Below are 24,506 nucleotides of genomic sequence, written 5' to 3' on the forward strand. Positions count from 1 at the left end.
TCCAAGTCGCCTGTATCGTCGTCTATGCAAGTCGAACTCGAGCGACTCGGTGTCCACGAGTCCGTTTCCCACGTCTTTCCGCCGGCGAAACTCGCGACATCTCTCGTCGACCTGTCGATCGAGGTCGCTGTGATCGGTGACGACGAGATCGACGTCTGCGACGCAGTCGTCACCCTCGAGTATCGCGAGGCGTTTCTCGACCTCCACTGGATTCACTCGATTCAGGCGGGCGTCGACCGGTTCCCGTTCGAGACGCTCGAGGAACGCGGCGTTCTCCTCACGAACAGCACGGGAATCCACGATCGAACGGTCGGCGAGACGGTCGCGGGCTACCTGCTCATGTTCGCCCGACGATTACACGACCACGTCGCGAATCAACAGCAGCGGCGGTGGGACCGCCCCGAGTGGGACGCGGCGTTCACGCTTCCGGGAACGACCGCCTGCGTGGTCGGCACCGGAACCCTCGGCCGGGGCGTCGCGGAGACACTCGGCGCGCTCGGCATTCGCGTAACCGGCGTCCGCCAGTCCACCGATTCCGTCCCTGGCTTCGACGAGATGTTCGCGACGGACGACCTGCTCGAGGCAGTCGCCGCCGCCGACTTCGTGATCGTCACCGTGCCGCTGACCGACGAGACGCGTCACCTCTTCGACGCGGAGGCCTTCGCTGCGATGCGTACAGACGCCTACTTCGTCAACGTCGCCCGTGGGCCGGTCGTCGACGAACCGGCGCTGATTGACGCGCTCGAGGCCGACGACCTCGCGGGAGCGGCGCTTGATGTCTTCGAAACAGAGCCACTCCCCGAGGAATCGCCGCTGTGGGAGATGGACGACGTGATCATTTCGCCACACTGTGCAGCCTACACGCGGGACTACTTCCGCGACGTCGGCGAGATCGTCCGCGAGAACGTCTCGCGACTCGAGACGGACGACGACCTGACGAATCGGGTCGTCTGAGTCGGTGGTCCGTCCGGTGGTGCGAAAGCGGCTAGAGGGCGGAATCGAAAGGCGTCTTGGAGGGCTGCAGTTCGGTGGCTGGAAGCAGGTCTCGAGCGCGGCGACGAGCGTCGTAACGGAGGAGCGAACGGAGAGAAGAGTGCCTTCGATCGAAATGTTACCGAGAGGGAGAAACCGCCCCGAAGAGGAAGAATGCGCTAGAAAAACTTGAACAGGTCGTCGCGTTGCTGCTCGTGGAGATGGGCTCGGACGGCCTCGTCGAGCGGTTCGAGTTGCCCCCGTTTCGCACTGATTGGGGCGATGGTTTCTCGCCACTGCTTCCAGGGTGGCAACAGTCCAAGTCGGTCGCAGAGATCGTCGAGTCGGTCGTCCACGTCGTCGACCTTGTCCATCTTGTTGACGGCGACGACCGTCGGAACCCCGAGGTCGCGGAGGAAGTGAAACATCTCGACGTCGTACGGAATCTCGTCGGGGCCGGAGTGGCGATCGATGATGTCGATGACGCTCTTGCCGTCGACGACGAGGATCGCCACGAGGACGTTCTCCGCGTACTCCTCGAGGTACCGGACGATGTCAGTCTTGATCTGCTCGCGGTGATCCTCGTCGACGCCGCTCATGAAGCCGAAGCCGGGAAGATCGGTGATGACGAAATCTTCGGGTGCCCAGTCGTAGTGGTTCGGCGAGCGCGTGACGCCGGGTTTGCCCCCGGTATCGAAGCTGTGGCCGGTTAGCTCGCGCATGAGCGTGGATTTCCCCACGTTCGAGCGGCCGACGAGGACGACTTCGGCCGCTCGATCGGGGCGGGTATCGAACATGTACCGGCGTAGGTGTCTCGGTGGTTTATACGCATTGAACGGGATTCGGTCGCGAGACGATTCCGTCGCCGTCCTGCCGAATTGCTACACTACCGTCCCCGCGAGCACGCCGAAACCGAACGTCCCAGCCAGAAGAAGCGTTCCGGCTACGAATCGACGACTCGAGGGCGTTTCGTCGAGATCGAGATGACGGCTGTTGCGAGCGATCTGGCCCCCCTGCCAGGAGACCGCAACGCCGACGGTGAGCATCGCCGCGGCGACGAGCCACGAAGCCACGTCTCCGGTAACAACGGCGGCCCGAATTGTGGATAAAACGACAGTAACAGAAATGACGATATTCGCTGTGCCGACGAGGACGTTCCACGGGACGGTGAGGGGACCGAAGGCGACCGAGTCCGACGTGCTACCGATGATCGACAACAGCGACGCGAGAACGAGGGCACCGATGGTCATGGCTGTAGCGGGGTCGATGATGACGTAGCGGCCGAAAATAGCGAGCAGGCTAACGGCGAACATCAGTACTACCGTACCGGACACCGAGGCGAGACGTCTGATCATACCAGTACATTCGGGAGTTACTACAAGAAAACGGCGGAATGAGTTGAAGTAGACGGACTATCCCGACCTATAGTAGCCGGTGGGACGATGTTGCCACCGCTCGCACTGCTGCGGCCAGCGAGTACTCGCTGGCCGCGAACTCGCGAGCGAGATGTGCAGTGACGTTCAACGACTACTATACTTCGTGGGACCGAATGCCCCGGAGTTATGACCCCAGAGTGCCTCATCCTTCGATGTGCGGCTCGTACAGTTGACAGTGCCGACGGGAAAACGAGAGACGATCCTCGAGACTCTCGACGCGCGGAAAATCGATTACGTCGTGACTGACGAAGGCAGCAGCCGAGAGTACACGGCGGTCGTCTACTTTCCGTTGCCGGATGCGGCCGTCGAACCCGTCCTCGACGAGGTACAGGAGGCGGGGATCGACGAAGACGCCTACACGGTCGTCGTCGACGCGGAGACGGTCGTCTCTCGACGGTTCCAGGCGCTGCGCGACGAGTACGAGGACGGTGACGTCGAGTCGGAGCGTATCTCGCGCCACGAGTTACAAGCCAAAGCGGAGGAGCTGACGCCCACGTTTCCGGTCTACTCGGTGATGACGATCATCAGTGCCATCGTCGCTACTGCGGGCCTCCTGCTGGATTCGCCTGCGGTCGTCGTCGGTTCGATGGTGATCGCGCCGTTGATCGGACCGGCGCTCGGAGCCAGCGTCGGGACTGTGATCGACGACGAGGAGTTGTTCACCGAAAGTATCACGTTCCAGATCATCGGCGTGGTTCTCGCGATCGGAGCCGCTGCGATCTTTGCGTTACTCGTCAGGATGACGAACATCGTTCCTCCGGGGCTCGTCCTCTCTAACGTCGGCGAAATTTCGGAACGACTCGCACCGGATTTGCTTTCGCTCGTGATCGCCCTCGGCGCAGGCATCGCTGGAGTCGTCAGCATCGCTACCGGAACCTCCGTTGCACTCGTCGGCGTCATGATCGCAGCGGCGTTAATACCGCCCGCTGGCGTCGCGGGCATCTCCCTCGCGTGGGGCCAGCCGTCGGCCGCGATCGGTGCGACTGTCCTCGTCCTCGTCAACCTCCTCTCGGTGAACCTCGCCGGGCTGTTGACGCTCTGGTACGCCGGCTATCGTCCGGAGAATCTGTTTCAGCTCGGTGAAACGGAGCGACGGCTTCGCCAGCGGATCGTGGGTCTCGTCCTCATCGTTCTCGTGTTCGCGGTGTTTCTCGGCGGAATTACGTACTCATCCTACGAAACGAGTAACTTCGAACAGAACGCCCGGGAGGAGGTAGAGGCAGTCCTCGCACAGGAGGAATACGAGGAGTACCAACTGCTCGAGTTCGAGGTCGTGATGGGTGACGACTATCCGTTCCGAAACCCCGAACGGGTAATCGTGACGATCGGTGGCCCGCCGAACGGGTCGCCACCCGAACTGGCCACCGTTCTCGACGAGCGGATTAATCGTCACACCGATCAGTCCGTCGCCGTGGAGGTCAGGTACGTCGCCGTCCTCGAGCGGTAACCGGCGTGAGTGATTCGAACGCCGTTTCAGAACGGAAACGAGTCTCACCGGACGATCGGCTCCGCCGGGTGCCAGTTCCGGTCGGCCGGTAGGCATATGACGGTTTACGACGCTGTGTTCCCAACGGAGCGGATGGTTCGAATTGCCGTCGTACAGACGTTATTGTTCATCGCAACCGTCAGCATCGCGACCATGTTCGCCGGGACTATCGTCACGCAGTCAACGCTGTACGCGCAGTCGAACGCGGACGAAACCGATCGGGCGGTCGCAGAGATAGACGCGGAAGTCGCCATCATCAACGATCCCGCTGCGGGCACGACGTACGATGAGAGCGCTGGGCAGAGTACGCTGTACATCAAGAACATCGGCCGAGAGACGCTCGAGCCGGTCGCACTCGAGGTCGTGCTCGACGGGCGGTACGTCGAATCCGCCGATCGCTCCGTCCGACTTCTCGGAACCCGGGGCGACCACTGGCGGGTCGGGACGGTCCTCGAGGTGACGATCGACCGGTCGCTCGGGACCGGCGAACACCGCGCAGTCGTCGAGATTCACACTGCTCAGGACCGCCTGACCTTCGAAGCAGGGTGAACCGCCTCGGCCTGCTCCGCCTGTAGATTCAAGACTGACGTTCGCATTCAGTCGCGACTCGAGACAAGTGACGAGAGTCACTACTGCACCGGCGACGGGACGGCCCCTCGAGTGGTTTTGGCACTCGTTCGTGTGCCTGTGGGTCTTTGCGCCGTTACGCGTCTACGTCTCGTCGCCGTCCTCGGGGCGCGAATAGTCCGGGTCGAAGATCTGTGCCGACAGCGGCGCCGGGTCGCCGTCGGTGAGGTTGTATCGAGAGAAATCCTCGATACCGGCGTCCCGAAGGATGTCTTCGTCGTAGACGACGTTCCCAGTAAATTCGGCGGGGTCGCGATCGAGTATCTCGAGAACCGAGTCCGAGACGATTTCCGGCGTTCGCCAGTCGTCTTCGGTTCCCATGCCGAAATAGCGGGTCGCGCGCGTATCGATGGCAGTGACGGGCCAGAAGGAGTTACAGCCGATGTCGTGGTCGTCCAGTTCGTCGGCAAGCGACAGCGTGACGAAAGACATGCCCATCTTCGACCAGGAGTAGGCGGCGCTTCCCGGCGCGCGGTCGACTTTCGCTGGTGGCGCGTTCGTCAGAATCCAGGCGTCCTCCTCGACTCCTTTGAGGTGGTCGATGAAGCCCCGCGAGACGAGATAGGTGCCGCGTACGTTGACCTCGTTCACGAGATCATACCGGTTGGCCGGCATCTCCTCGACGGACTGCATCTGGATGGCCGAGGCGTTGTTGATGACGATGTTGATCTCGCCCAGTTCGTCGATCGCGTCCTCGATAGCCGCGTCGATCTCGGCCTCGTTTCGAACGTTCAACTGGACGGCGTGCGTATCGACGCCCTTCTCGGCACACGCATCGGCCGTCTTATGGATCGTTCCGTCCAGATCGGACTCCGAATCGTCGACCGTCTTGCCCGTCGAGACGATATTACACCCTTGTTCGGCGAGTGCGAGTGCGAGTTGCTTCCCGATTCCCCGCGTCGTCCCGGTGATAAATGCAGTCTGTCCGGTCAGGTCTGGCCCGTCGATCATCATCCAACGGCACTCTCTCAATGCACTAATAGATCCGGAAACGTGCCACGCTACCGTCTCGAGTGGAAACGTGGCGACCGAACGACCGGGCGTCTACCGGGACCGGCGACCGGTCTCGGTTCGATCGTGACGCCCTCAGCCGTCGAACGGCAACTCGGGCTCGTAGTCGATCGCCTCGACGGCAGCCTCGAGGACAGTCTCGACGTTCTCGCCCGTTTCGACGCTCATCGCGTGATCGGCGGCGGCGGCCTCGTCCAGTTCGTCCGCGTCGAATCGATCCGCCTTGTTCGCGACCGTAAAGACGGGAACGTCTTCGAACTGAGCCACGATCGAGTCTCGTAGCTCGAGTTGCGAGCCGATCGGATAGCCGCATTCGCCAGTGGGGTCGACCATGACGAGCATGCAGTCGGCGAGGTGCTCGATCGCACTGACCGCCTGCGATTCGATCTCGTTGCGGTCTGCAGGTGGCCGGTCGAGCAGGCCGGGCGTATCCACGATCTGGTAGCGGATGTGGTCGCGTTCGAAGTGACCGAGACCGATCCCCTTCGTCGTGAACGGATAGGATGCGGTCTCGCCGCGGGCACTGGTGACGTCGTTGACCAGGGAGGACTTGCCGACGTTCGGGTAGCCGGCGACGACGATCGTCGGTGCGTCGGGATCGATATCCGGCAGGTCCCGGAGATCGTTGCGCGATTCGTTGATATACAGTAGTTCGTCGTCGATCTGCTCGACGATGTCCGCGAGCCGAGCGAAGGCCTGTTTCCGGTGCTTGCGTGCCGTGTCGACGTCGGTCTTTCGGAGGCGGGGCTGGTACTCCTCGTGGATCTCGCGGGCCTTTCGGCTGGCCCACATCACTTCCGAGAGACTCTGGCGGAGTCGGTCGACGTCGACGATCGCGTCAGCCAGTTCGTAGTAAAACGGATGCGCATCGTACTCGAAGTCCGGCCACGCCGTCACGACGTTTTCTAAGTTGTCCGAGATGATATTCGCCGCCGTCTGGAGCATCGACTGCTGGGCCTCGAGGCCGCCCTTGGCCTTGCCGGCCCGTGCCGCCCGCGAAAACGCCTTGTCGATCAGCTCTTCCGACGTGGGCGTCGTCGGAAGGTCTTCGAAAATCATGGTCAGTGGTAGAACGCGCGGTCATAAAAGGGCGTTCGTTGTCCGCCGGGAGCTTATCCCCGTCGCCCTCGTCCCATCTAGCATGACAAACTGGCGTGCTGTCTTCGTCGGATTCCTCGTCGTGACGGTCCTCGGGTTCATCGGGCTCGCCGTTCCCGGGCTCGGCCAGCTCGCTGCGGGATTGATCGGCGGCTTCGTCGCTGGCTACATGGCCGGTGGTGGTCTGGGAAGCGGCTTCTGGCATGGACTCCTCGCAGGCTCGCTCGGCGGGATCATCGGCGGTCTGCTCATCGGCGTCGCCGTCGGCATCATCGGCCTCGCGCTCGGGCCGATCGGCGGAGCGATCTCCGGCGCGGCTGGCATCGGCATTTTCGTGCTCGTCGTCGGAATTTCGGTAATTATGGCCCTCGAAAGTGCGGTCGCCGGCGCAGTTGGTGCGGCTGTCAACGCCTGAAATCGGGGGCAGTCGAGTTGTCGTCGGTTCCTGCATGATCCGTCGGTTTCGACTGCACCGGAGTAGAGTCTGGGGATCGAACGGACGGCTCTGAAGCCGACCGATCGGCGTCTGACTGGAACCGAACGCGGGTTTCGTCCTCGCCCGAACCGATTTATGCCAATTGGTACCACAGCTCATTTTACCGACACCTGCCCCGTATATCGGCATAATTTTCCCCTTCGTGACCCGTTCTTCTACGCGCCACGTCTGGAGAAAACCCGATTGAAACAGAACATACCGGGTGTTTCGGTATCGACACCGTTGTCGACGACAGGCGGATACCTGAGGATCGCGGTGGAGTGGTTACGCCGAAGTGATGGAAGGAATACAATTCTTCGGTCGGACTACTTCGGGCGTCTCGATGGATAGAGGCCAACTTACCGGACGGTACCGACGACCCAAATTTCCCATCTCTCGGTACTATCGACAGGTGTCGAGTGCGCTCGCACCGACATGCCGAACGTCGTTCACCGCGTCGGATACCACCCGACGATACTGACCAGTACGGCAGACAGCTGCCGTTTCAGCGCCGAAACTGCGACAGATCGTTGTCGCCAGAGGAAGTACCGAGCGCCGGTCGTACCCACGAGTCGTCAGAGATAGCGGCATAATACTCCCATAAGACACAGCACGGGTATCGCTTGCAGGCGAAGCGATACTTATCCCGACAGGGTTCGAACGCCAGTCCATGACTGATGCAGCCGAATGTGAACCGAAGCCGGTCGAGCAGGACAGGGACGAGCGAGAGGACGCCCACCTCGACGATATCGAAGAAGGAGCCGGCTGTACGGAAATTTGGGAACACCTCGCTGAGAAGCGCGAGGAGTAACTCACGATCGTTGGCCCGGCCACGACCTTTTTAATGTCGAGTCCGTACTGAAATTCATGACTGACAACCGGCCCGGAGATCGTTCGCGCCACCGCGGTGAGAACGATCGCTCGATTCCAACGGACCGCGAATCGCCCGTCGGAGCGCCGGTGATCCGCGGCGACGAATCTGTCACTGGAAATCGGGCCCGGGAAGCCGTCATTTTCGATCCCGACGACGCCGAAAGCCTCGCAGACGCCGCCGAAACCGTTCGCCAGTTCGCCGTCGGTGCGGCCAACGACGATCACCTCTTCATGCTCCGCGGCGCAGCCGCCTGCGCCGCCCTCGTTCGGGGCGAAGGCTCCTACAAAGCCGCCGCCGAACGCGTCGATGACGAGGCCACCGTTGCGTTCATTCGGAAATGGGCGCGCGTTCACGACCTCCCGCGATCGGTCCGCAAACAGGTCGCACTCGGACAGATCGCACCCACTGCCGCAAAGCACATCGCACGCGTCGCCGGCGAAGCCCGATTGCTCCTCGCGTGGGCCACTCTCGATGGCGATCTCACCGTTCGCGACGTCCGGAGCATCGCCAGCGCCGTCAACAACGACGTCCCTATCGACCAGGCCCTCGCAGAACACGGCGTCACCCTCGGGACGATCGAGCTCACCCTCACACCATCCACCTACCGCGATATCCGCCGTCGTGCGTCTATCGACGGCATTCAACCCGGTCAGATCGCCACTGACGCGCTCGAACAGTACTTCGAGTACGAGTGATTCGAGCGGGTCGAGCATCGGGTCCGTGGCGCATCGAAGAAAGAAACGTTTAACCGCTACTCACCGAAAGAAGAAACCAGAGGGCCGGTAGCTCAGTCTGGCAGAGCGTCTGGCTTTTAACCAGACGGTCGCGTGTTCAAATCGCGCCCGGCCCGTGCAACGACCCGATGAGCGGAGCGAATCGGAGAGTAGACCGGTCAGGCACGGATTGAATCGCAGTGAACACGCAGCGCGAGTGGAGCGAGCGACCGTGAGACCGTGTGTTCGAATCGCGTTCGGCCTGCTTCGCTTTTAGCTCCAAACGCGTACGCGAGAAGTGAGGGGACTCTCGAGGTTCGAACACGTGTCTCTACAGTCACTGAATCTGTCGTCATCGACGCTAAAATAGAGGCTACGTCCCCAGTAGTATCGTAGGCCGGTATCTCCGGCGTATCGCCGTATCCGACCTCGCGAACCGTATTTTGTCAGCGGTATCGGAGTCAGTTTCCACTCTCGAGTCGGGCTCGTATCCGAGGTCGGGTACGTGAGGATCGGTCGCGGCGAGGAGGATCAGTCGGGGAGCGGAGGCCACGTTGTCGCCACCGTCTCCTGGATGAGCTGGGTCTGAGCACGGCGCAGTCGCTCGGAGACCGAGGATGCCGAGATGTCTAAGTCCGTCGCAATTTCTTCCAGGGTCGCCCGTCGAGGGATGTCGTAATAGCCCATCTCGTAGGCCGTTCGGAGCGCTTCGCGTTGGCGGTCGGTAAGTCCCTCACCGGGAGGCTCGGACTCGCCGTCCTGAGTGAGACGGTGCAGTCGAAAGCCGGCGTTTCGCTGCCAGAAAGAGGAGAACGTCCTGAAGGCGTCCCGGTTTGCGAACCAGCCCGTCTGGCGCCATCCGTCAGCGACGACCTCGATCCGCTCGATGATAGCGTCGGCCGTGGCGAGGCCTTTAAGTCCCGCGAGGTTGGTGATATGATCGCCGAGTTGTTCCTCGAGACTGAGCGCCGGAAGCACCTGATAGCGGCGCGTCTCACCAGCCTGACCGACGAGGGTCCACTCGCCAACGTCGAAAGCGTGGGTAAGGGCACGTGCGATCGCTGCTGGCTGACTGCCGGTCACGGTGACGAGAAACAGGGGCCGATTTCCGTGATTGAACTGCAGGTCGAGAAGCAGTGTCGCCTCGGGCACCGTCGCCGCGACCTCGACGAGCGGGAGAGCCTCGCAGTGGATTTTGAATTCAGCGACAAGTCCCATACGGTATCACTTCTGTCAGCGGTAATGGGACTACCGAAACGGACGGTCAAAACGAGACGGTGCAGGGAGAATATGCCGTCTTCGATCGGTTTGTGCTACCAAGCTCTGCTGGAACCGGTTCGGCCAGCGATCCCAAGCGTCCCACCGCGACCCCCACTTAAACGGCACCATCACTAAGAGAACGGTTCAGCCCGGACGGGTACAAAGGCGGGATTGCATGCAGACGACACAGTCCGCAACAGGAACCGAATTGGCAGACGAACGACACGGCGACGGTCGACCGCTGATACTCCTCCACGGGGGTATGGCTCCGCGGGAGTACTGGGACCCGGTCGTACCGCATTTCGACGATTTTGCCGCTATCATCCCCCAGCGGCCGGGATTCGGTACCTGTCTCGACGATCCAGAAGAGACGAGCGCCGACGAGGTGCTGGATCGGGAGGCCGACTACGTCCGGACGCTCGTCGACGGCGTCGACGGCGATCCGATCCTGCTCGGACACTCCTACGGCGCACTCACCGCGATCGAAGCCGCAACGGATGCGGCGGTCGAGGCCGTCGTCGCGTACGAACCGGCGGTACTCCCCGAACGCTTTCGAGAGGAAGCTGACCTCGCCGACCGAATGGAGCGGCTCCTCGAGGACGGCCACCGCCGCGAGGCAGTAAAGCGGTACATCGAGCAGGTCCTCCACCCCGAGGGGATCGACGACCTCGACGCGTGGTTGGCGGAGTGGCCGGTCTGGCCGGACTGCGTGGCCCTCGCCGAAGAAGTGATCCGGATGAATCGTGCCGTCGAGCGGTACCGGCTTCCCGACCGTCTCGACGTCGACGCCCCCGCGCTCGTTTTGACCGGCACCGACGGCCCGGACTTTCTCCGTAAGAGCGCCCGCGCGGTCCACCGAGCGTTTCCGCACAGCCGTCTCGTCGAGTTCGACGGTATCAGTCACAGCGGCCCCGCCGAAGCACCGGAGCTGATCTCCGCGGAAGTCGATGCCTTCCTTCGTGCGTAGTCGAGAGCGGTCCCGGACGGGTGGCATACCTCGCTCGACCCAGTGCGTCCGGGTCACGGGAGTGTGCCGATAAGCGCTCGCGGCGGGACTCGGCGTCGCAATTCTGGGCCCGAGTTCCCGTTCGTCACGAGCGCTGAACTTTCGGTCTCCGGTCGTTGACAGAGAAACCGGAGGCGCCACCGGCCGTCGAATCGCCGTGGACCGGTATCGAATTCGGGTTCGGAATCCCTCTCGCGCCCTAGTTTGAAGGTGGCGTCGCCTGGGAACGACCGAGTTAGTCCCGATTGCCGGAGTCGTGTGGCCAGAAACGGGTATCTCAGACGACGATACGTGCGACTGTCAGATGATCGGTTGGGACAGCACGGTTACATGGAGACTCCCGAGTGAACCCAGAGGACGACCAGCGCGACCGCGAGGAGAATAGCAGGGGGTGCGATATCTCCCGCGGAATCGTTCACGCGTACGTGTGTGAGGATCGCGCCGGACATGGTACCGACGACGAGAAGGCTCCCTGGAATCGCCAGTACGGATGCCACGAACAGGCTCGTCGCGAGTCCGATCCCTGCGGTGAGTTCGATACCGCCCGTAGCCAGTCGGAACCACCGGGGATACCCAAATCGCTCGAAGTCCTGTATCTGTGACTCGGAACCCGTCACTTTCGCACTCCCTGCAGCACCCATCGCCAGAGCGAGTACCCCTTGAGCGACGACCAGTGCCGTACTGAGGACGCTCATCGGTGACTCACATCCGAGAAATTCGTTCGTCGATCGTGTGTCGGCAGCCGCTCCGAAATCAGAGTGTCTCTCATCGGTGCACCCTATACTACGAGATTGGAATTTAAAAGCTACCAAGTTAGGAGTGTGGTCGTAACTACCGACTGTGGAAGGAAGCGGCCGATCTTCCCCGAGAGGAACGGTCCACACCGGATGCAAGCCGTCGGAACATAGAATACTACGGAAACGGTAGTGAGGGTATGAGCGATTCCGGAACGGCAAAGACATCGGAACGAACTGCGGCGATCGACAGAAGCACGCTCTTTTCACTTCTTGGAAAGGCGCATACGTTAGAAATCCTCAACGAAGTCGTCCTCGGAGACGACCAGCCGGTCCGGTTCGGCGATTTACAGGAGACGCTCGGTCTCTCTCCGAATACGCTCTCTCGACGACTCGAGGAACTGGTCGAGGTCGGATTTCTCGAGCGAACGCAGTACGACGAAATTCCGCCGCGCGTGGAATACGAGGCCACGCAAAAACTAGAGGCACTCGAACCGACGTTTCGCGAACTGGAGACCTGGATGGATCGATATGGTTCAGAGCAGCTTGGCTGCCCCGAGTAGCGATATGGCGAGTAGACAGGTCTATCGCCCATCATGTCACCATGACCGACTAACTGGCCCGAGGTGTCAGTAACGAATAGCGTGTGGCCGCGATCACGAACGACGACGGTTTTGACACGGCGTTCACGCCTGTCGCGGGGACTCTATCGAAACACGAGCGAAAAGTAAACGGGCGAGAAGACGGCGACACCGTCAGTCATCACGGAGTCGAGGGCTGGGACCGTCCGGAGCCTCTTCACCCCAGTTCCGTGCCCACTCGTCCAGTTCGGCCAGGACGGCGAGGAGTTCCTCACCTTTCGTCGAGAGGGCGTAGTAGACGGCGACCGGTGCGTCTTCTTCCATTCTGCGGGTAACCACGTCGTTTTCGACCAGTTCGTCGAGCGCGTCCGAGAGGGTCTTCGAACGAGCACCGGTCGCCCGTTTGAGTTCGTTGAACCGTTTTTCTCCCCCGTCCAGTGCGTAGATCACGTTCATTCGCCAGGGAGTCCCGACCTGGTCGATGGCCTGAACGACCGGACACGCCGACGCGTTCTGCGTCACGATCTCGTCCTGTCGTGATTCGGTTTCGGCAGACATCGTCAATCAGCCGTGGGAACGGCGCAGGCCGCGGTGCTTTCCGGGTACGATTCAACGCCCGCGTATTCGACGAGGTCGGTCCCGAGCGTCTCGAGGCGCTCGACTAGACCCTCGTCGGTTATCCGACCGTCTTCGAAGGCGCTGTGCGCATTTGGGATGGCGACCTGGTGGGGGAGTACCCAGGCGTCGAGTGCCCGAGCGACCGAACGGAGGTGCTCCAGCGCAGGAGTTGGGAACCCGCCGCCAGAGACCACCAGGAGGCCGACGGTCGTTCCCTCGAATTCGTCGAACCCGCAGTAGTCGAGCGCGGTCTTCAACGGCGATGCGTACGATCCGTGGTACATCGGCGTTCCCAGCAAAACTCCGTCTGCGTCCCGGACGCGCCGGCGGAGTTCCGCCGCATCGCCGGCGTCGTTAGTATCGGGGTTGAATACCGGGAGATCCAGCGCCGCGAGATCTACGAGATCGGTTGTGGCCCCGCTAGTTTCGGCCGCTGCCAACGTCTGCTCGAGCGCGCGACGCGTGTGACTTCCACCGCGTTGGCTTCCGCTTAGTGCGATGATATGTTCTCTATCGAGTACGTTCATACTCTATCGAATTACACGCACTGTACCCAATTAAGCACTCGGTGAAATCGGTTCCAGTAAACAATCAGATATATCAGCGGTCGCGTTCGTCGATGACGTCGAGCGATCCGTCAACGAGGTAGCCAAGCGACTCGTTTGCGTCCGGAATCATCACTTCGGCGCGTATCGGATCGGTCTGCCGTACTGTGACGGCATCTGGATCAACGACGAAACCGAGATCCCACAGCGGCGTCTCTCGAAGGTCGATATCGGCCTCGTGGAGTCGACCCACAACTGCTGGACGCGTCAAGAGGACGACGCCGACGGGAACGAAACTGTAGAAACTGCACCGTTCGCAGTCTACCGAAATAACCGCAGGATGGTCCCGGGCAAAGTATTCGTCGTACCGGTCTAGTTGCTCGATTACGCCGACACAGGCCCCCTCCTCGTGGACATGGCCCGTCAATTCGGGATCGATCCGTCCGGCACAGAACGGACAGACGCTGTCGAGTGCACACGACCAGATCAGTCTCGTCCGCCGGTCGAAAGCCCTGATCATCGCGTCGCTGTCGCGGCCGGCGATCCCTCCGGGGTCGAAGGGCCACTCCAGCGCACGGTTCCCGCAGTCCTGACATCGAATCCGAGCGATGTAGTCAGTATCGTATTCGAAAGTCAGCCGTTCCCCGCACTCCCGGCAGTCGCTTTCGAGGTCGACCGGTCCGACGGCTACCTGCTCGTGGAAGACCCCACTCTGAATCGCATCGAGCACGCGGTGGCCGGGATACTGGAGTTCGTAGCCGGCGTCCGTTTTGGCGACGAAATGTCCCTGCAACTCGGACAGATGGTACGTGAAGCTTCCCGAGTCACGTACACCGACGGCCTTGCGAAGTTCCGAAAAAGACAGCGAGAACCCGGATGCGTCCCACAGTGCGAGCAAGATTTCCAGCCGACGGTCGTGGCTCAGGGTCATGAACGCTGATTCGGCATCCGTCGCAGCCTGAGCTCTGTCAGACGAAGGATCGACCATACGTGTCAGGCGAACGCAACCGAACATAAATATTGAGTTCCGTCAGGACTCGAGTGGGACCAGGCCGAGGACGGCAACGCCGAGGACAGCCCCGGCACACCCGATGAGAATCGTCCCCCGGTAGCCGATCGCGCCGCCCAGGAGCGTAAACAGAGCCGGTCCGACGGCCTGGCTCACCCCGATCGTGGTCGTCTGCAGACTCATCACACCCGCTCGGACGTGATCCGGGGCTAGCGCGCTGATACTGGCGAACAACGTGGGCGTAACGAGACCGCTACCGACGCCGAACACGAGCAGTGCCCCCACCAGCACCGGGGGAGTACCGGCGAGGGCGACACCCAGAAAGCCGAGCGCGTAGAGAGCAAACCCGGCCGTGAGGAGAGTCGTCGTCGAGGCACGGGTCGCTAGTCTGCCGTTCTGGGTCGAGACCAGGGCAGTCGCTAGCAACACAGCGCTGGTGACGAGCCCCACGGTCGTCGCGGTGTAGCCGAACTCACCGGTGAGGTAGAACGGGAGTGCGGTGTACAACCCGCCGAAGAGGAGGGTAAACGAGGCGAACATAACACCGTACAGGGCAACTGCTTGACGGGCCGGGATGAGACGAAGCGCCTCCCGGACGTATCCCCCGTCACCGCCATCAGATGATGACGCAGGCTCGTCCAGCGTGAACAGAACCAGCCCTGCGACGGGGAGGGAAAGCGCGTACACGAGAAACGGGGCATTCCAGGCGCGAGCGGCGAGGTACCCCCCGATAACCGGGTACGCCGCGGTCCCGAGCGAGATCATGGCCGACGTGACGCCCATGACGGCATCGTGTTGCCGGCCAGTATACCGGTCGCCGACCACCGTCATCGCGAGCGCGGAGAGGAGGCTTCCGGCGGCGAATCCCTGGAGGATGCGCAGGCCAAGCGCGACCGTAAAGTCGGTCGTGAACGCGATGGCGGTCCCGGCGAGGCCGAAAACCACGAGACTTCCCGAGAGGACGTAGCGCCGGCCGATGCGGTCTGCAAGCGCACCGATGAGCGGGGCTAGCAGGATTCCGGGGAGCGCATAAAGCGTGATGAAGAGACCGGCACGAGACTCGGAGACGCCGAAGACGGACTGGATCTCCGGGAGCGCCGAACTAATCAGCGGCACGTCCATGGGCGTCATTAACGTGGCCGCGAGGATGGCGACCAGTGCCGGCGAGCGCCACGGCACACCCACCGAACGGTCGGCGCTCGTCGACGTCTCGGTTGCGCCCATCGATCGTCAGAGCCCCACACCGACCGCCAGCGGCCACACAACCGACGAGAGCGCCAGGAATACCAGTGCGCCGCCGATCAGACCGACGTTCTTCAGGAAGTGAATCTGTTCGTTCTGTCGGTCCTGGCCCTCCAGGGTCCAGAAGTCGTGCATGATACCCGTGATCGGGACGAGAAAGACGATCACCGCCAGCGCCCCGACGGCGGGATACACACCGACGAGGACTGCGATGGCCCCCGCGATCAGTCCGAGACTTCCGAGCGGAACGGTGACCGACGCGAGTGGGGCACCCTTGCTCTTTGCGTAGCCGACCGACGACTCGAGGTCGAGTATGTTACCGAGCGCGAGGTACCCGACGACGAGTGCAAAAAGCGCTCGGGCGAGCAGGAACGCCGCTTCGGACAGCACCGAGGAAAACACCATCAGGCGCCACCTCCGTTCGCCGGGCCGGGGCTGGGTACGTCGCTGTTCGTCAGGCCGCTTCCGATCGTCGTGCGTCGAGTGTCGTTCAGTGACATCGTTGCACGAGAAGGGACGGCCCACGGGCAGATATATTTCAGGCATATTACACTAAATCAGGTATACCGCACGAAACCGGATCGTCGGGTCCGTTCGAAGCACGAATCAGAGTAGCGTTTCGGCCATTCTATCGGCGGTATCTTGACGACACAAGAATGCCGACTGACGCGTGTTTCGAAAGTGACAATAATGCGATTGCCGGTCGTCCAGAACAATATCTCGAGCGTCTAATTGTAGGGGGCGTGACTCACGACGAATTGAGGGTCTGACATTCAGGCTGGAGTTTGTCCGCGTGGTACGTTCGCGCCACGCTGGGACAATTCGACGGGTTCGGATACCGTTCCAAGGAGGGTGCTCAGGCCAGGGTTCCAATACCACCGCGGAGGATCACGACGACGCCGACGCCACTGGCCATCGCCAGGAGAACGCTATCGGTTTGGCGAACGATGGCAACCACCACGAGCGCGGCGCCCCATTCGGGCGGACCGCCGTTCAATAGGCGGACGGAAAGGAAGGCGATGAGAACACCACCGGGGAGCGCATCGAGAGCGTCCCTGGTCGTGTCGGAGGGGTCGACTCTGTTGAGCAGCCAGAATCCACCTGCCTTCGTTACGTACGAGATGCCACTCATGCCGAACACGACTGCGAGCGCAGCCAGCGAGAGATCATCGAACACCGCCTCTCACCTCGGTTAGGCTCGCGGCAAGGCCACCGGCCAATATGTACCACTGTCCGGGGACGAAAACGCTGGTAGTTACCGCGACGATAGCCGCTACCATCCACGGAGCGAGCGTCTCGCGTCCGTCCCAGAACCCGACACTTAGTGCGAGAAAGATCGACGGTAACACGAAATCGAGCCCGTACACATCGGGATTGCTGATCATCCCACCGGCAACCGCCCCGACCGCAGTAGCTGTGACCCAGCAGACCCAGATTGCGAGTCCGCTGCCGAGCAAGAACGCGCCCCGGCCGCTTCCGGATCGAAGATCTTCGACGGTGAGCGCCCAGCTCTCGTCCGTCAGGAAAAAGAGACTCCCGTACGCACGTCGTGCGGAGAGTCGGGTGAACCACTTTCGTAATGACGCACCCAGTAACAGATACCTGAGATTTACTATCAGTGTCGTCACGAGGACGGTCCCGACGGGGATGGACCGATCCCATACCCCGACGGCGACGAATTGCGCTGCACCCGCGAGCACGGTTGCACTCATCGCGATCGCGGTCGGAAGACTCAATCCGGCCTCGCGGGCGAGGACACCGAATGCGATACCGTACGCACCGACGCCGAACGCTATCGGGAGACACGTGACGAAGCCGGCACGAATCCCAGCAAAAGAGAACGAGAGATCCCCTTCGAAACCGGACGGCACCGACCGATCACTCTCGTCAGTAGCGGATTGGGTTTCCGCTATTTCTCGAGACATCCGTCCAGCGCTAGTTACGAGTACGTCGTTTTCCCTGCTGTTCGTCTCTGTCCGGGGGTGCTTCCCAGTCGATCTCGGGACCAACGGGCACGAATCCGGTCGGGTTGATGTCCTCGTGGCTCCGATAGTAGTGTTCTTTTACGTGATCCTCGTTACAGGTTTCGGCGACCCCGGGTGTCTGATAGATGTCCCTGGCATAGTCCCAGAGATTTTCGAAGTCGATCAGTCGACGGACGTTGCACTTGAAGTGCGTGTGATAGACGGCGTCGAACCGATACAGAGTCGGAAAGAGAAACACGTCCGCGAGGGTGAGCTGATCACCCACGACGTAGCGGCGGGTCGCAAGGGTATCGTCCCATCTCGACATCGCGTCGAACAGATCGCGAACGGCCACCTCGTACTCGGCCTGTGAATCGGCGAACCCGGCACGGTAGACGCCGGTGTTGATAGACGCGTGAATGTCATCGATGGCACCGTCGATACGGTCCCGCATCGACGCAGGATAGAGGTCGCGTCGTTCCGATGCGTGATGGTCGAACTCGGTCGCTATCATTCGGGCGATTTCCGCGGACTCCTCGTGAACGATCGAGTCTGTTTCCCGGTCGTAGAGAACCGGGACAGTGACGCGACCCGTGTAGTTCGGATCGGCCGTCTGAAACACCTCGTAGAGGGTATCGTGACCGTGAATCGAATCCGGTGTACAGTGTTCCTTCTCGGGGGAGAATTCCCATCCCTGGTTGTGGCGAACGGGATCAACGACGTCGATCGAGATGACGCCCTCGAGCCCGAGAAGTCGTCGAGTGAGCGCAGCCCTGTGGGCCCACGGACAGGCCCGCGAGATGTAGAGGTGGTAGCGGCCAGCCTCCGCGGGGAACTCGGCGTCGGATGTATCTTCGATCCGGTCGTCGAAGGTGTCGTGGTCGTACTGATCGCGCGTGGCGTCGGGGTCCCACTCGCCGTCGTGAAGCAGGCCCATCAGTCGTCACCTCCGTCGTTCGCGTGCCAGAACGTTCCGTTACCCCGCGGTTCACGGCGCAGAAGTCCGTCGTCGACGAGCGACTGGAGCACCTGTCGTGCGTTGCCGTCGTCGAGTTCGTATACCTCCGCGACCTCCCTCGTCGCAACGGGACCGTATTCGTCGATGAAATCCTGCATCGGCGGCGGTGAAGTCGGTTCTAACGAGGTGGAAACGGTCATCAATGCGGACACAAGATCGTCGAACGACTTGAACCCAGGCGCTCGACGTTCGCCGCCAGGCCCACTTACGTGATAGGTTGGAAACGACCGAACGCCGGCTGTACGGGTCCGAGCGAGGTCGTCCTCGAATGCGTTTCGTGCAGTTCCGTCGTCCAGTGCCGCGGTGAAGGCGTCCACATCGAGACCGACCGACGCTGCCAGCTGGACCTGTTCCTCACGATGGTTCACGTTACGCGCTTGCGTCGTGTACGCCTCGCGGAGGCGACGAAGATATCGATGGGCCAGCCCGGTATCCTGTTGGCGTGCGGCGACGAATGCCACGCTGGCGGGATACGTCGACTGCGCGGGGTCCGACTCGAAGATTTCCGTATCGACCGGCATGCCGTGTTGCTCGGACGCTTCAACCCAATGTGGGGCGACCTCACTGGGTTCAGAGATGTCGTTAGCCGGATCGTAGAAGTCCTCGAAATCCTCGATTAGACCACCCATTACGTATCTGACCTGTATTTGATCACCGAACACGGTGCGAAGACGTCGGATGATGGGCTCTGACCCCCAGCACCACGTACACATCGGGTCCGTAAACTGCGTTATCGTCGGTCGATCGCTCTCGGTGTCTGTCGGAGACATACGACCAGCTATCGTCCACGGAGAGATATATTTCAGGCATCTTATACTATATCAGGTATCCCACGATAAACCGGGAAGTGAGTGTCGGTCCCGGTAACTGACTGCCCGGTGATTCCATTGTGAGAGGAGAAGCGAGGTGACTTCAGGACAGTGAGACGCACGTATCGGCTCGCACGAGCAGCGACGGAGCAACGTGCTCCGATCCAAACTTATAAACCACCGTATTGGTCCGGCGTTACTCACTCGCCAGTCGACGAGTAATTCAAACCGATGGCAACGCCGACACCCAACTCGACGCAACGACGACTCGAACAGGACGGCAGTCAGACCACGTCCGTCCCGGTTGGCGATGATCGACAGCTCGCATACGCCGAATACGGGTGTTCGGACGGTGTTCCAGTCGTATTTCTTCACGGAACGCCTGGCTCTCGTCGATTGGGAGCACTATTCGAGACGGCGGCGCGAGAACGCGGCATTCGGTTGCTCGCACCCGACCGGCCCGGATACGGTCGTTCCTCACCGTGGCCGACTCACTCGGTACACGATATCGGTCAGGTCGTCGATACTGTGCTAGACGATGCGGGCGTATCGACCGCTGGTCTCATCGCATTTTCCGGCGGTGGCCCGTACGCACTTGCGGCAGCGGCGACACACACTGATCGAATCGGCCGAGTCGACGTCATCGCCGGAGCGACACCACCCGACGATAGGGAAAAGACGCCCGCGACACAACGGCTTCTCGCCGGATTGGCAACGAACACGCCACTCGTCCTTCGTGGGCTCTTCCGCGGACAGGCGTGGATCGCCACTCATCTTCCCCCGTCGTTCATCGTCGCGCAGTACACTGCAGAAAACACCGTCGAGTCGATACCCGACGCTGCCGCGGAGGTCGTCAAGGAGGACTTCCTCGAGGCGTTCGCTCGGTACCGCCGCGGCGCGGTGACCGAGTTTCACAACGCGACGACAAACTGGGACGTCAGCTTCGACGACATCGATACAGAGGTGTGTCTGTGGCACGGCGAGAACGATACGAACGTGCCGATCTCCGCCGTTCGACGTCTCAGAGCGAAGATACCGACAGCCGAATTGCGCGTTCTCGACGACGCCGATCATCTTCAGACACTCCTCCGATGTATTCCCGACGTGCTGGCGGAACACCGATAATTCCCCCAGGCCGCCACAGACAAATGCTGGGGAACGCCGAATTGGTGCGTCATCGTCGACCGCCTCAGAACCGAACTGACGACCGGTCTCCGCCAGTTCCATCGGGAACGACACGATGGGCCCCCGTGGCGCGTCACATGGAATATCCCGAATCGATCGTGGATAGCGTCTGTTGATCGGGAGCAAGGGGTTCGTGGCTCATTTCGGAGATCGTTTCCACTTGTCTCGTCACGTTGGCCGTCGAATCGGCCAGAAGGGATCACGGTGATTGATATGCAGATCGGACGAACGTCCGGAAACGGCGGCATGAAACGCGTTCAGTTCTCGATCACCTATCCAGACCAGTTCGTACACCCGCTCCACCAGCAGATCATGCGGGGGACGTCGATCACACGGGCCGAGTTGTTGATGTGGAGTCCAACGGCAGACGCGACGGCGTTGTTCTGGTGTGACGGCGATCGCACAGCGACCGAGTCGGCGATTGCGGGTATCGATTCCATCCTCCGCAGCAGTTTCGTCGAGGACTCCGACGGCACCTATACTTTCCTCCAGCAAGACGACTACGAATTTTCGCCGACGGTACTGGATACGATCGCCGAGTCGCAGGTGATCTTTCTCCCGCCAGTCGTCTTCTTCGACACGGGGACGGTACAATTCGAGGCGGTCGGCGAAGCGACGTCCCTCAGCACGTTTCACGAGGAACTCTCCACCCTCGGAGACCTCACGATCGAACACGTCCACGACTTCGAACGGACACATTCCCCATCACACCTTACCGCCCGGCAACGAGCAGCCCTGGAAGCGGCGGTCTCCGTCGGCTATTACGAAGTGCCTCGAGACGGGACGGTCGCTGACGTCGCATCCGTACTCGACTGCTCGACGAGTACAGCGGGGGAACTGATACGAAAAGCCGAGGCAGCAGTTATCAGAAACTACACCGAGACGCGGTAATATATCGGCAACTGTTCGGTCCGCATTCATCATCCGTGTTGAGGGGTTTTGCTACCTCACATCGGGAGTTGCCGCTGCTGGCCGCCCGCCCAAACGCGAAGTGGGACCGCCACTCGAGACGCGGCGCACCCCTCGTTTCGGCTATCGACCGATCGATAGAGGCGATACGAGTCCAGCCACACGTGGACAAGTACCGATCGGTAGAGGCGATACGAGTCCAGCCACACGTGGACAAGTACCGATCGGTAGAGGCGATACGAGTCCAGCCACACGTGGACAAGTACCGATCGGTAGAGGCGATACGAGTCCAGCCACACGTGGACAAGTACCGATCGGACGAACGTAACGCAGCGGGCCTCGGCTTGTGGGAAGCCCTCGGCGGTTACGCTGGGGAGGAGGTCACGCCAGCTCTATCGCCTTCCGCGCTGCATCGAGTGGATCAGTGTAGAACACGAGCTGAAGTTGATCGAGAAGTTCGTCGGGTATCTTCGCCAGGTCCTCTTTGTTCGTAGCGGGCAACAACACCGTCTTTGACCCCGAATCGGCGGCCAATTGGAGCGTCTCGACCAACGAACTCACAGCCACCAGTTCGCCCATGAGACTCATCGCACCCAATACGACGGCTTGGGACCTGACGGGACGACCGAGAATACCAGAGACGATCCCTACGAGGAGTCCAACGCTCGTTTCACCGCCCGCATTCGCATCAGCGGGATTGAGCACCTGGACGTTGATGTCGTAGTCGTCCAAAGTCTCATCGCGGCGAAGCTCTCGCATGTTCGCCCGGAGGTAGTCGCAGGCGGTCTCGAACGCCTCTTTCATCTCTTTCCCCGGCGTGCCCGAGATGTTCGTCTTGCCAGAGCCGGGCAGCGCCTGGGTTTCGATTCGGAACGGAGCGTGACGACCGTCGCTCTCCCCGATCGTGTAGACCGTTCCTGCTTGCTGTGTGCCCGGCGGAATAAGTGCCTCATCGGCTTCCTCCGGAACTGGAACATATCGTTCTTCTTTCGTTTCTACGTCCAGATACGAAAACTCGACGGCACGATACTCCATCCCACCCATCCGTTTTAATTGTTCTTTGACGCGACGGCGCCCCTCCATGGCGAATTCGAGGTATTCCCGGAGCTCTTCTTTCGTGTAGTCTCCGTGCGGGTGGAGTAATTTGAGCAGTCCAGATACCGTCTTCCGGACGGCTTTTTCATCTCGTTGGTTCAGGTGGTCTCCGAATGCGAACTCTTCGTGTATCGCATCGCCGTACGATTCCTTCCGCAGTTCGCGGACGAACTCGGCAAAATAATCGACGATGAATCCGAACTGATCACCAAAGAACTCGGAACGCATCTTCGGTACTTCCCAGCCCGGGAGGTAATAATGGAAGCGGTCGATCAGCGCGAGGTCCTGCATATCTTCCGGGAACGGTTCGAAAAGGTGGGAACTTTTGAGAACGCCTTCGACATCCAGATCGATGTTTCCGACGTAAACCATCGAGGCCCGGGCCGTCAGCTCTTCAGTCCCCCGTGAAAAGCTTCCGGACTCCATATAGTCTTTGAGCATCTGGACCGCTTCTGAGTCACTGAACTGGAGTCCGCCGACTTCGTCGAATGCGACGACATCCCATCGGCCGACGAGTCCAATTCGTCCCGTGTTGAGGTTCAAGAAGAGCTTCGCAACGGTGGTTTTTCCGCCCGAAATGAGGATCGAATGTGGGCTGATCTCTCGGTACAGATAGCTCTTCCCTGTTCCACGCGGACCCAACTCGACGTAATTGTAGTTAGATTCAACGAGCGGGAGACAGCGGGTCAGGAAGAGCAGTTTCTCGCGGTCGCTAAATGCGGAGGGATCGTAGCCGACGCTCTGAAGGAGGAGGTTCATCCACTCGTTTCTGGTGAAGTTCCGTCGACGCTCCTTTAGTTGCTCGAGGTCGAGGTTCGACACCTGAATCGGTTTGAACGAGTCGATGCCGAACAGACTCTTGGGTCCGTTCGCGTTGTCCGGACGGTATTCCAGATCGATGATGGCCCAGACGCCGCCACCCAGGAGTTTTGGATGGTTGCTAACGAGGTGTTCGTGTATCTCGACGTCGTTCAAACCGAGGTTGACGAACGAGCCGATGTAGGCGTCCTGTTGCTCGTCGAGTTTGACGGTTACTTTGTCGATGACGCGGTATCGACCTCGCTCGCGTACTTCGCTTTTGACGTACTCGGCTTCGTCGGGGCGGACGTAGTGCTTCGATAGAATTTGTTTGACCTTCTCGAGTCCCTCTTCGAGCGATTCCTCATCGTCCGTGGCGCAATACTGTCCGATGAGGTATTCGAGAACATACGTGGGGACGTTCACTCCGGACTTGATATCTTGGACGAGATCCTTCCGGACGACACGGCCGGGAAAGACGTCGAGAGCTTTCTGATCGACGTCCGCAGTTGTCATTGTGTACCGAAAGTGTAGCAGGGGGCATATTGGTGTCGGTCAAACCATTCTTGAAGATTGCTTTATTAGGCCGGCGACAGTAACCCATCGCTGATGGGAAAGTCTGATTTTACAAACGCAGATGCAAAAGAGACGTTCGACGAGCTATCAGATAATTTTGATTTATTGATGGGTGCGAAGACTGGAAAACTCGACACGCCAGTCAGTATCGAGACGACTTTCAGTGGTTCTCTCGCGGAGGCAACTGGTTCAGCACGCCACGTTTGTGATTTCATTGCAGAAGCGGAAAACGGATACGAGGCTACCGAAGAACACCTCGAGGAAGCGACACCACTGCCTTCGGGCGACGAACGACATCGCTTTCGAATCACGGTTACGTCCCCGGGGAATTCGTAGCTATCGGGCGTCGTGAGTACGAACGGATTCTACTGAATCGCCAATACGCAATAGCGGCATTCTTCGGGGGAAACTAGTGTGGTCTCAGCCAGAAGACGGCTAATTCGACGTTCACGACCACGGATTGAG

General features: G+C 60.7%; 26 protein-coding genes and 1 tRNA gene. 11 read left to right on the forward strand and 16 right to left on the reverse strand.

What is annotated here, in order from left to right; genetic code table 11:
- The first annotated feature begins 24 nt into the window (after positions 1-24).
- A complete protein-coding gene (gene ddh, locus HYG82_RS32960) occupies positions 25-954 on the forward strand; it encodes a D-2-hydroxyacid dehydrogenase (protein WP_179261277.1) in 930 nt (309 codons plus the stop codon).
- Positions 955-1,151: 197 nt separating this feature from the next.
- Here ddh and engB read toward each other — a convergent pair whose 3' ends face one another.
- Complete coding sequence (gene engB, locus HYG82_RS32965; protein WP_179261278.1) at positions 1,152-1,769, reverse strand: GTP-binding protein EngB; 618 nt, start codon at positions 1,767-1,769, stop codon at positions 1,152-1,154.
- 84 nt (positions 1,770-1,853) lie between these two features.
- Positions 1,854-2,327: a DUF7994 family protein gene (locus HYG82_RS32970; protein WP_179261279.1), complete on the reverse strand. Its 474-nt coding sequence runs from the start codon at positions 2,325-2,327 to the stop codon at positions 1,854-1,856.
- 235 nt (positions 2,328-2,562) lie between these two features.
- On the opposite strand from HYG82_RS32970, the gene HYG82_RS32975 reads away from it, so the two are divergent.
- Together HYG82_RS32975 and arlG are read left to right on the forward strand one after the other, a co-directional pair.
- Positions 2,563-3,855 carry a TIGR00341 family protein gene (locus HYG82_RS32975; RefSeq protein ID WP_179261280.1) on the forward strand — a complete coding sequence of 431 codons (1,293 nt, stop codon included), beginning with the start codon at positions 2,563-2,565 and terminating at the stop codon, positions 3,853-3,855.
- 96 nt (positions 3,856-3,951) lie between these two features.
- Positions 3,952-4,443: an archaellum stator protein ArlG gene (arlG, locus tag HYG82_RS32980; protein ID WP_235217681.1), complete on the forward strand. Its 492-nt coding sequence runs from the start codon at positions 3,952-3,954 to the stop codon at positions 4,441-4,443.
- A 162-nt stretch (positions 4,444-4,605) separates the two neighbouring features.
- Here the strand turns inward: arlG and HYG82_RS32985 are convergent, their stop codons facing one another.
- Together HYG82_RS32985 and HYG82_RS32990 are read right to left on the reverse strand one after the other, a co-directional pair.
- On the reverse strand, positions 4,606-5,475 hold the full coding sequence (locus HYG82_RS32985) for an SDR family oxidoreductase (protein WP_425495343.1): 870 nt from the start codon (positions 5,473-5,475) through the stop codon (positions 4,606-4,608).
- Between the two features lie 132 nt (positions 5,476-5,607).
- Positions 5,608-6,591 carry an NOG1 family protein gene (locus HYG82_RS32990; RefSeq protein WP_179261283.1) on the reverse strand — a complete coding sequence of 328 codons (984 nt, stop codon included), beginning with the start codon at positions 6,589-6,591 and terminating at the stop codon, positions 5,608-5,610.
- 82 nt (positions 6,592-6,673) lie between these two features.
- Here HYG82_RS32990 and HYG82_RS32995 point away from each other — a divergent pair, with 82 nt between their 5' ends.
- The 4 genes from HYG82_RS32995 to HYG82_RS33010 all read left to right on the forward strand — a co-directional run bounded on the left by HYG82_RS32995 (position 6,674) and on the right by HYG82_RS33010 (position 8,829).
- Positions 6,674-7,045, forward strand: coding sequence for a DUF5518 domain-containing protein (locus HYG82_RS32995; RefSeq protein ID WP_179261284.1), 372 nt, complete (start codon positions 6,674-6,676; stop codon positions 7,043-7,045).
- A 730-nt stretch (positions 7,046-7,775) separates the two neighbouring features.
- Positions 7,776-7,916, forward strand: a complete 141-nt coding sequence (locus HYG82_RS33000) for a hypothetical protein (protein ID WP_179261285.1) — start codon at positions 7,776-7,778, stop codon at positions 7,914-7,916.
- A 56-nt stretch (positions 7,917-7,972) separates the two neighbouring features.
- Positions 7,973-8,674 carry a DUF7119 family protein gene (locus HYG82_RS33005; RefSeq protein WP_179261286.1) on the forward strand — a complete coding sequence of 234 codons (702 nt, stop codon included), beginning with the start codon at positions 7,973-7,975 and terminating at the stop codon, positions 8,672-8,674.
- Positions 8,675-8,755: 81 nt separating this feature from the next.
- Positions 8,756-8,829: transfer RNA gene (locus tag HYG82_RS33010), tRNA-Lys, on the forward strand.
- A 394-nt stretch (positions 8,830-9,223) separates the two neighbouring features.
- Here HYG82_RS33010 and HYG82_RS33015 read toward each other — a convergent pair.
- On the reverse strand, positions 9,224-9,910 hold the full coding sequence (locus tag HYG82_RS33015; RefSeq protein WP_179261287.1) for a helix-turn-helix domain-containing protein: 687 nt from the start codon (positions 9,908-9,910) through the stop codon (positions 9,224-9,226).
- Between the two features lie 217 nt (positions 9,911-10,127).
- On the opposite strand from HYG82_RS33015, the gene HYG82_RS33020 reads away from it, so the two are divergent.
- Complete coding sequence (locus HYG82_RS33020) at positions 10,128-10,919, forward strand: alpha/beta fold hydrolase (protein WP_179261288.1); 792 nt, start codon at positions 10,128-10,130, stop codon at positions 10,917-10,919.
- A 365-nt stretch (positions 10,920-11,284) separates the two neighbouring features.
- On the opposite strand, the gene HYG82_RS33025 is transcribed toward HYG82_RS33020, so the two are convergent.
- Positions 11,285-11,653: a DoxX family protein gene (locus tag HYG82_RS33025; protein ID WP_179261289.1), complete on the reverse strand. Its 369-nt coding sequence runs from the start codon at positions 11,651-11,653 to the stop codon at positions 11,285-11,287.
- A gap of 239 nt (positions 11,654-11,892) precedes the next feature.
- Between HYG82_RS33025 and HYG82_RS33030 the strand changes: the two genes are divergently transcribed.
- Positions 11,893-12,255 (forward strand): winged helix-turn-helix transcriptional regulator, encoded by a 363-nt coding sequence (locus tag HYG82_RS33030; RefSeq protein ID WP_179261290.1) that lies wholly within the window; start codon positions 11,893-11,895, stop codon positions 12,253-12,255.
- A 192-nt stretch (positions 12,256-12,447) separates the two neighbouring features.
- On the opposite strand, the gene HYG82_RS33035 is transcribed toward HYG82_RS33030, so the two are convergent.
- The 9 genes from HYG82_RS33035 to HYG82_RS33075 all read right to left on the reverse strand — a co-directional run bounded on the left by HYG82_RS33035 (position 12,448) and on the right by HYG82_RS33075 (position 19,439).
- Entirely contained in the window at positions 12,448-12,831 is a 384-nt protein-coding gene (locus HYG82_RS33035) for a winged helix-turn-helix transcriptional regulator (protein WP_179261291.1), read from the reverse strand.
- Positions 12,832-12,833: 2 nt separating this feature from the next.
- Positions 12,834-13,418, reverse strand: a complete 585-nt coding sequence (locus tag HYG82_RS33040) for an NADPH-dependent FMN reductase (RefSeq protein ID WP_179261292.1) — start codon at positions 13,416-13,418, stop codon at positions 12,834-12,836.
- Between the two features lie 73 nt (positions 13,419-13,491).
- The gene (locus HYG82_RS33045) at positions 13,492-14,424 is read right to left on the reverse strand and encodes a winged helix-turn-helix domain-containing protein (RefSeq protein WP_179261293.1); all 933 of its coding nucleotides are present in this window, start codon (positions 14,422-14,424) and stop codon (positions 13,492-13,494) included.
- A 42-nt stretch (positions 14,425-14,466) separates the two neighbouring features.
- The gene (locus HYG82_RS33050) at positions 14,467-15,669 is read right to left on the reverse strand and encodes an MFS transporter (protein WP_179261294.1); all 1,203 of its coding nucleotides are present in this window, start codon (positions 15,667-15,669) and stop codon (positions 14,467-14,469) included.
- A gap of 6 nt (positions 15,670-15,675) precedes the next feature.
- Entirely contained in the window at positions 15,676-16,092 is a 417-nt protein-coding gene (locus HYG82_RS33055) for a DoxX family protein (RefSeq protein ID WP_179261295.1), read from the reverse strand.
- A 451-nt stretch (positions 16,093-16,543) separates the two neighbouring features.
- Positions 16,544-16,864, reverse strand: a complete 321-nt coding sequence (locus HYG82_RS33060; RefSeq protein ID WP_235217682.1) for an AzlD family protein — start codon at positions 16,862-16,864, stop codon at positions 16,544-16,546.
- The gene (locus HYG82_RS33065) at positions 16,854-17,612 is read right to left on the reverse strand and encodes an AzlC family ABC transporter permease (protein ID WP_179261296.1); all 759 of its coding nucleotides are present in this window, start codon (positions 17,610-17,612) and stop codon (positions 16,854-16,856) included. Before HYG82_RS33065 ends, HYG82_RS33060 begins: the two co-directional genes overlap by 11 nt.
- A gap of 10 nt (positions 17,613-17,622) precedes the next feature.
- Positions 17,623-18,588, reverse strand: a complete 966-nt coding sequence (locus tag HYG82_RS33070; protein ID WP_179261297.1) for a glutathione S-transferase family protein — start codon at positions 18,586-18,588, stop codon at positions 17,623-17,625.
- Positions 18,588-19,439, reverse strand: a complete 852-nt coding sequence (locus tag HYG82_RS33075) for a DsbA family protein (RefSeq protein ID WP_179261298.1) — start codon at positions 19,437-19,439, stop codon at positions 18,588-18,590. Before HYG82_RS33075 ends, HYG82_RS33070 begins: the two co-directional genes overlap by 1 nt.
- Before the next feature lie 270 nt (positions 19,440-19,709).
- Here HYG82_RS33075 and HYG82_RS33080 point away from each other — a divergent pair, with 270 nt between their 5' ends.
- Both HYG82_RS33080 and HYG82_RS33085 read left to right on the forward strand, forming a co-directional pair.
- Positions 19,710-20,603, forward strand: a complete 894-nt coding sequence (locus HYG82_RS33080) for an alpha/beta fold hydrolase (RefSeq protein WP_179261299.1) — start codon at positions 19,710-19,712, stop codon at positions 20,601-20,603.
- A gap of 306 nt (positions 20,604-20,909) precedes the next feature.
- Positions 20,910-21,554, forward strand: coding sequence for a helix-turn-helix domain-containing protein (locus HYG82_RS33085; protein WP_179264491.1), 645 nt, complete (start codon positions 20,910-20,912; stop codon positions 21,552-21,554).
- A 399-nt stretch (positions 21,555-21,953) separates the two neighbouring features.
- Here HYG82_RS33085 and brxL read toward each other — a convergent pair whose 3' ends face one another.
- The gene (gene brxL / locus HYG82_RS33090) at positions 21,954-23,981 is read right to left on the reverse strand and encodes a protease Lon-related BREX system protein BrxL (RefSeq protein ID WP_179261300.1); all 2,028 of its coding nucleotides are present in this window, start codon (positions 23,979-23,981) and stop codon (positions 21,954-21,956) included.
- Between the last annotated feature and the right edge of the window lie 525 nt (positions 23,982-24,506).

This window comes from Natrinema halophilum (assembly GCF_013402815.2).
GTDB classification, from domain to species: Archaea; Halobacteriota; Halobacteria; order Halobacteriales; family Natrialbaceae; genus Natrinema; species Natrinema halophilum.

Coding starts and splice junctions, on each gene's coding strand:
- HYG82_RS33050 (WP_179261294.1), bottom strand. CDS start 15,669: ATGGGCGCAACCGAGACGTCGACGAGCGCCGACCGTTCGGTGGGTGTG.
- HYG82_RS32985 (WP_425495343.1), bottom strand. CDS start 5,475: ATGATGATCGACGGGCCAGACCTGACCGGACAGACTGCATTTATCACC.
- HYG82_RS33020 (WP_179261288.1), top strand. CDS start 10,128: ATGCAGACGACACAGTCCGCAACAGGAACCGAATTGGCAGACGAACGA.
- HYG82_RS33070 (WP_179261297.1), bottom strand. CDS start 18,588: ATGGGCCTGCTTCACGACGGCGAGTGGGACCCCGACGCCACGCGCGAT.
- HYG82_RS32995 (WP_179261284.1), top strand. CDS start 6,674: ATGACAAACTGGCGTGCTGTCTTCGTCGGATTCCTCGTCGTGACGGTC.
- HYG82_RS33025 (WP_179261289.1), bottom strand. CDS start 11,653: ATGAGCGTCCTCAGTACGGCACTGGTCGTCGCTCAAGGGGTACTCGCT.
- HYG82_RS33085 (WP_179264491.1), top strand. CDS start 20,910: ATGAAACGCGTTCAGTTCTCGATCACCTATCCAGACCAGTTCGTACAC.
- HYG82_RS33015 (WP_179261287.1), bottom strand. CDS start 9,910: ATGGGACTTGTCGCTGAATTCAAAATCCACTGCGAGGCTCTCCCGCTC.
- HYG82_RS33030 (WP_179261290.1), top strand. CDS start 11,893: ATGAGCGATTCCGGAACGGCAAAGACATCGGAACGAACTGCGGCGATC.
- ddh (WP_179261277.1), top strand. CDS start 25: ATGCAAGTCGAACTCGAGCGACTCGGTGTCCACGAGTCCGTTTCCCAC.
- HYG82_RS33040 (WP_179261292.1), bottom strand. CDS start 13,418: ATGAACGTACTCGATAGAGAACATATCATCGCACTAAGCGGAAGCCAA.
- HYG82_RS32970 (WP_179261279.1), bottom strand. CDS start 2,327: ATGATCAGACGTCTCGCCTCGGTGTCCGGTACGGTAGTACTGATGTTC.
- HYG82_RS33035 (WP_179261291.1), bottom strand. CDS start 12,831: ATGTCTGCCGAAACCGAATCACGACAGGACGAGATCGTGACGCAGAAC.
- engB (WP_179261278.1), bottom strand. CDS start 1,769: ATGTTCGATACCCGCCCCGATCGAGCGGCCGAAGTCGTCCTCGTCGGC.
- HYG82_RS33065 (WP_179261296.1), bottom strand. CDS start 17,612: ATGTCTCGAGAAATAGCGGAAACCCAATCCGCTACTGACGAGAGTGAT.
- HYG82_RS33080 (WP_179261299.1), top strand. CDS start 19,710: ATGGCAACGCCGACACCCAACTCGACGCAACGACGACTCGAACAGGAC.
- HYG82_RS33005 (WP_179261286.1), top strand. CDS start 7,973: ATGACTGACAACCGGCCCGGAGATCGTTCGCGCCACCGCGGTGAGAAC.
- HYG82_RS33075 (WP_179261298.1), bottom strand. CDS start 19,439: ATGTCTCCGACAGACACCGAGAGCGATCGACCGACGATAACGCAGTTT.
- HYG82_RS33045 (WP_179261293.1), bottom strand. CDS start 14,424: ATGGTCGATCCTTCGTCTGACAGAGCTCAGGCTGCGACGGATGCCGAA.
- HYG82_RS32990 (WP_179261283.1), bottom strand. CDS start 6,591: ATGATTTTCGAAGACCTTCCGACGACGCCCACGTCGGAAGAGCTGATC.
- brxL (WP_179261300.1), bottom strand. CDS start 23,981: ATGACAACTGCGGACGTCGATCAGAAAGCTCTCGACGTCTTTCCCGGC.
- HYG82_RS33055 (WP_179261295.1), bottom strand. CDS start 16,092: ATGGTGTTTTCCTCGGTGCTGTCCGAAGCGGCGTTCCTGCTCGCCCGA.
- arlG (WP_235217681.1), top strand. CDS start 3,952: ATGACGGTTTACGACGCTGTGTTCCCAACGGAGCGGATGGTTCGAATT.
- HYG82_RS33000 (WP_179261285.1), top strand. CDS start 7,776: ATGACTGATGCAGCCGAATGTGAACCGAAGCCGGTCGAGCAGGACAGG.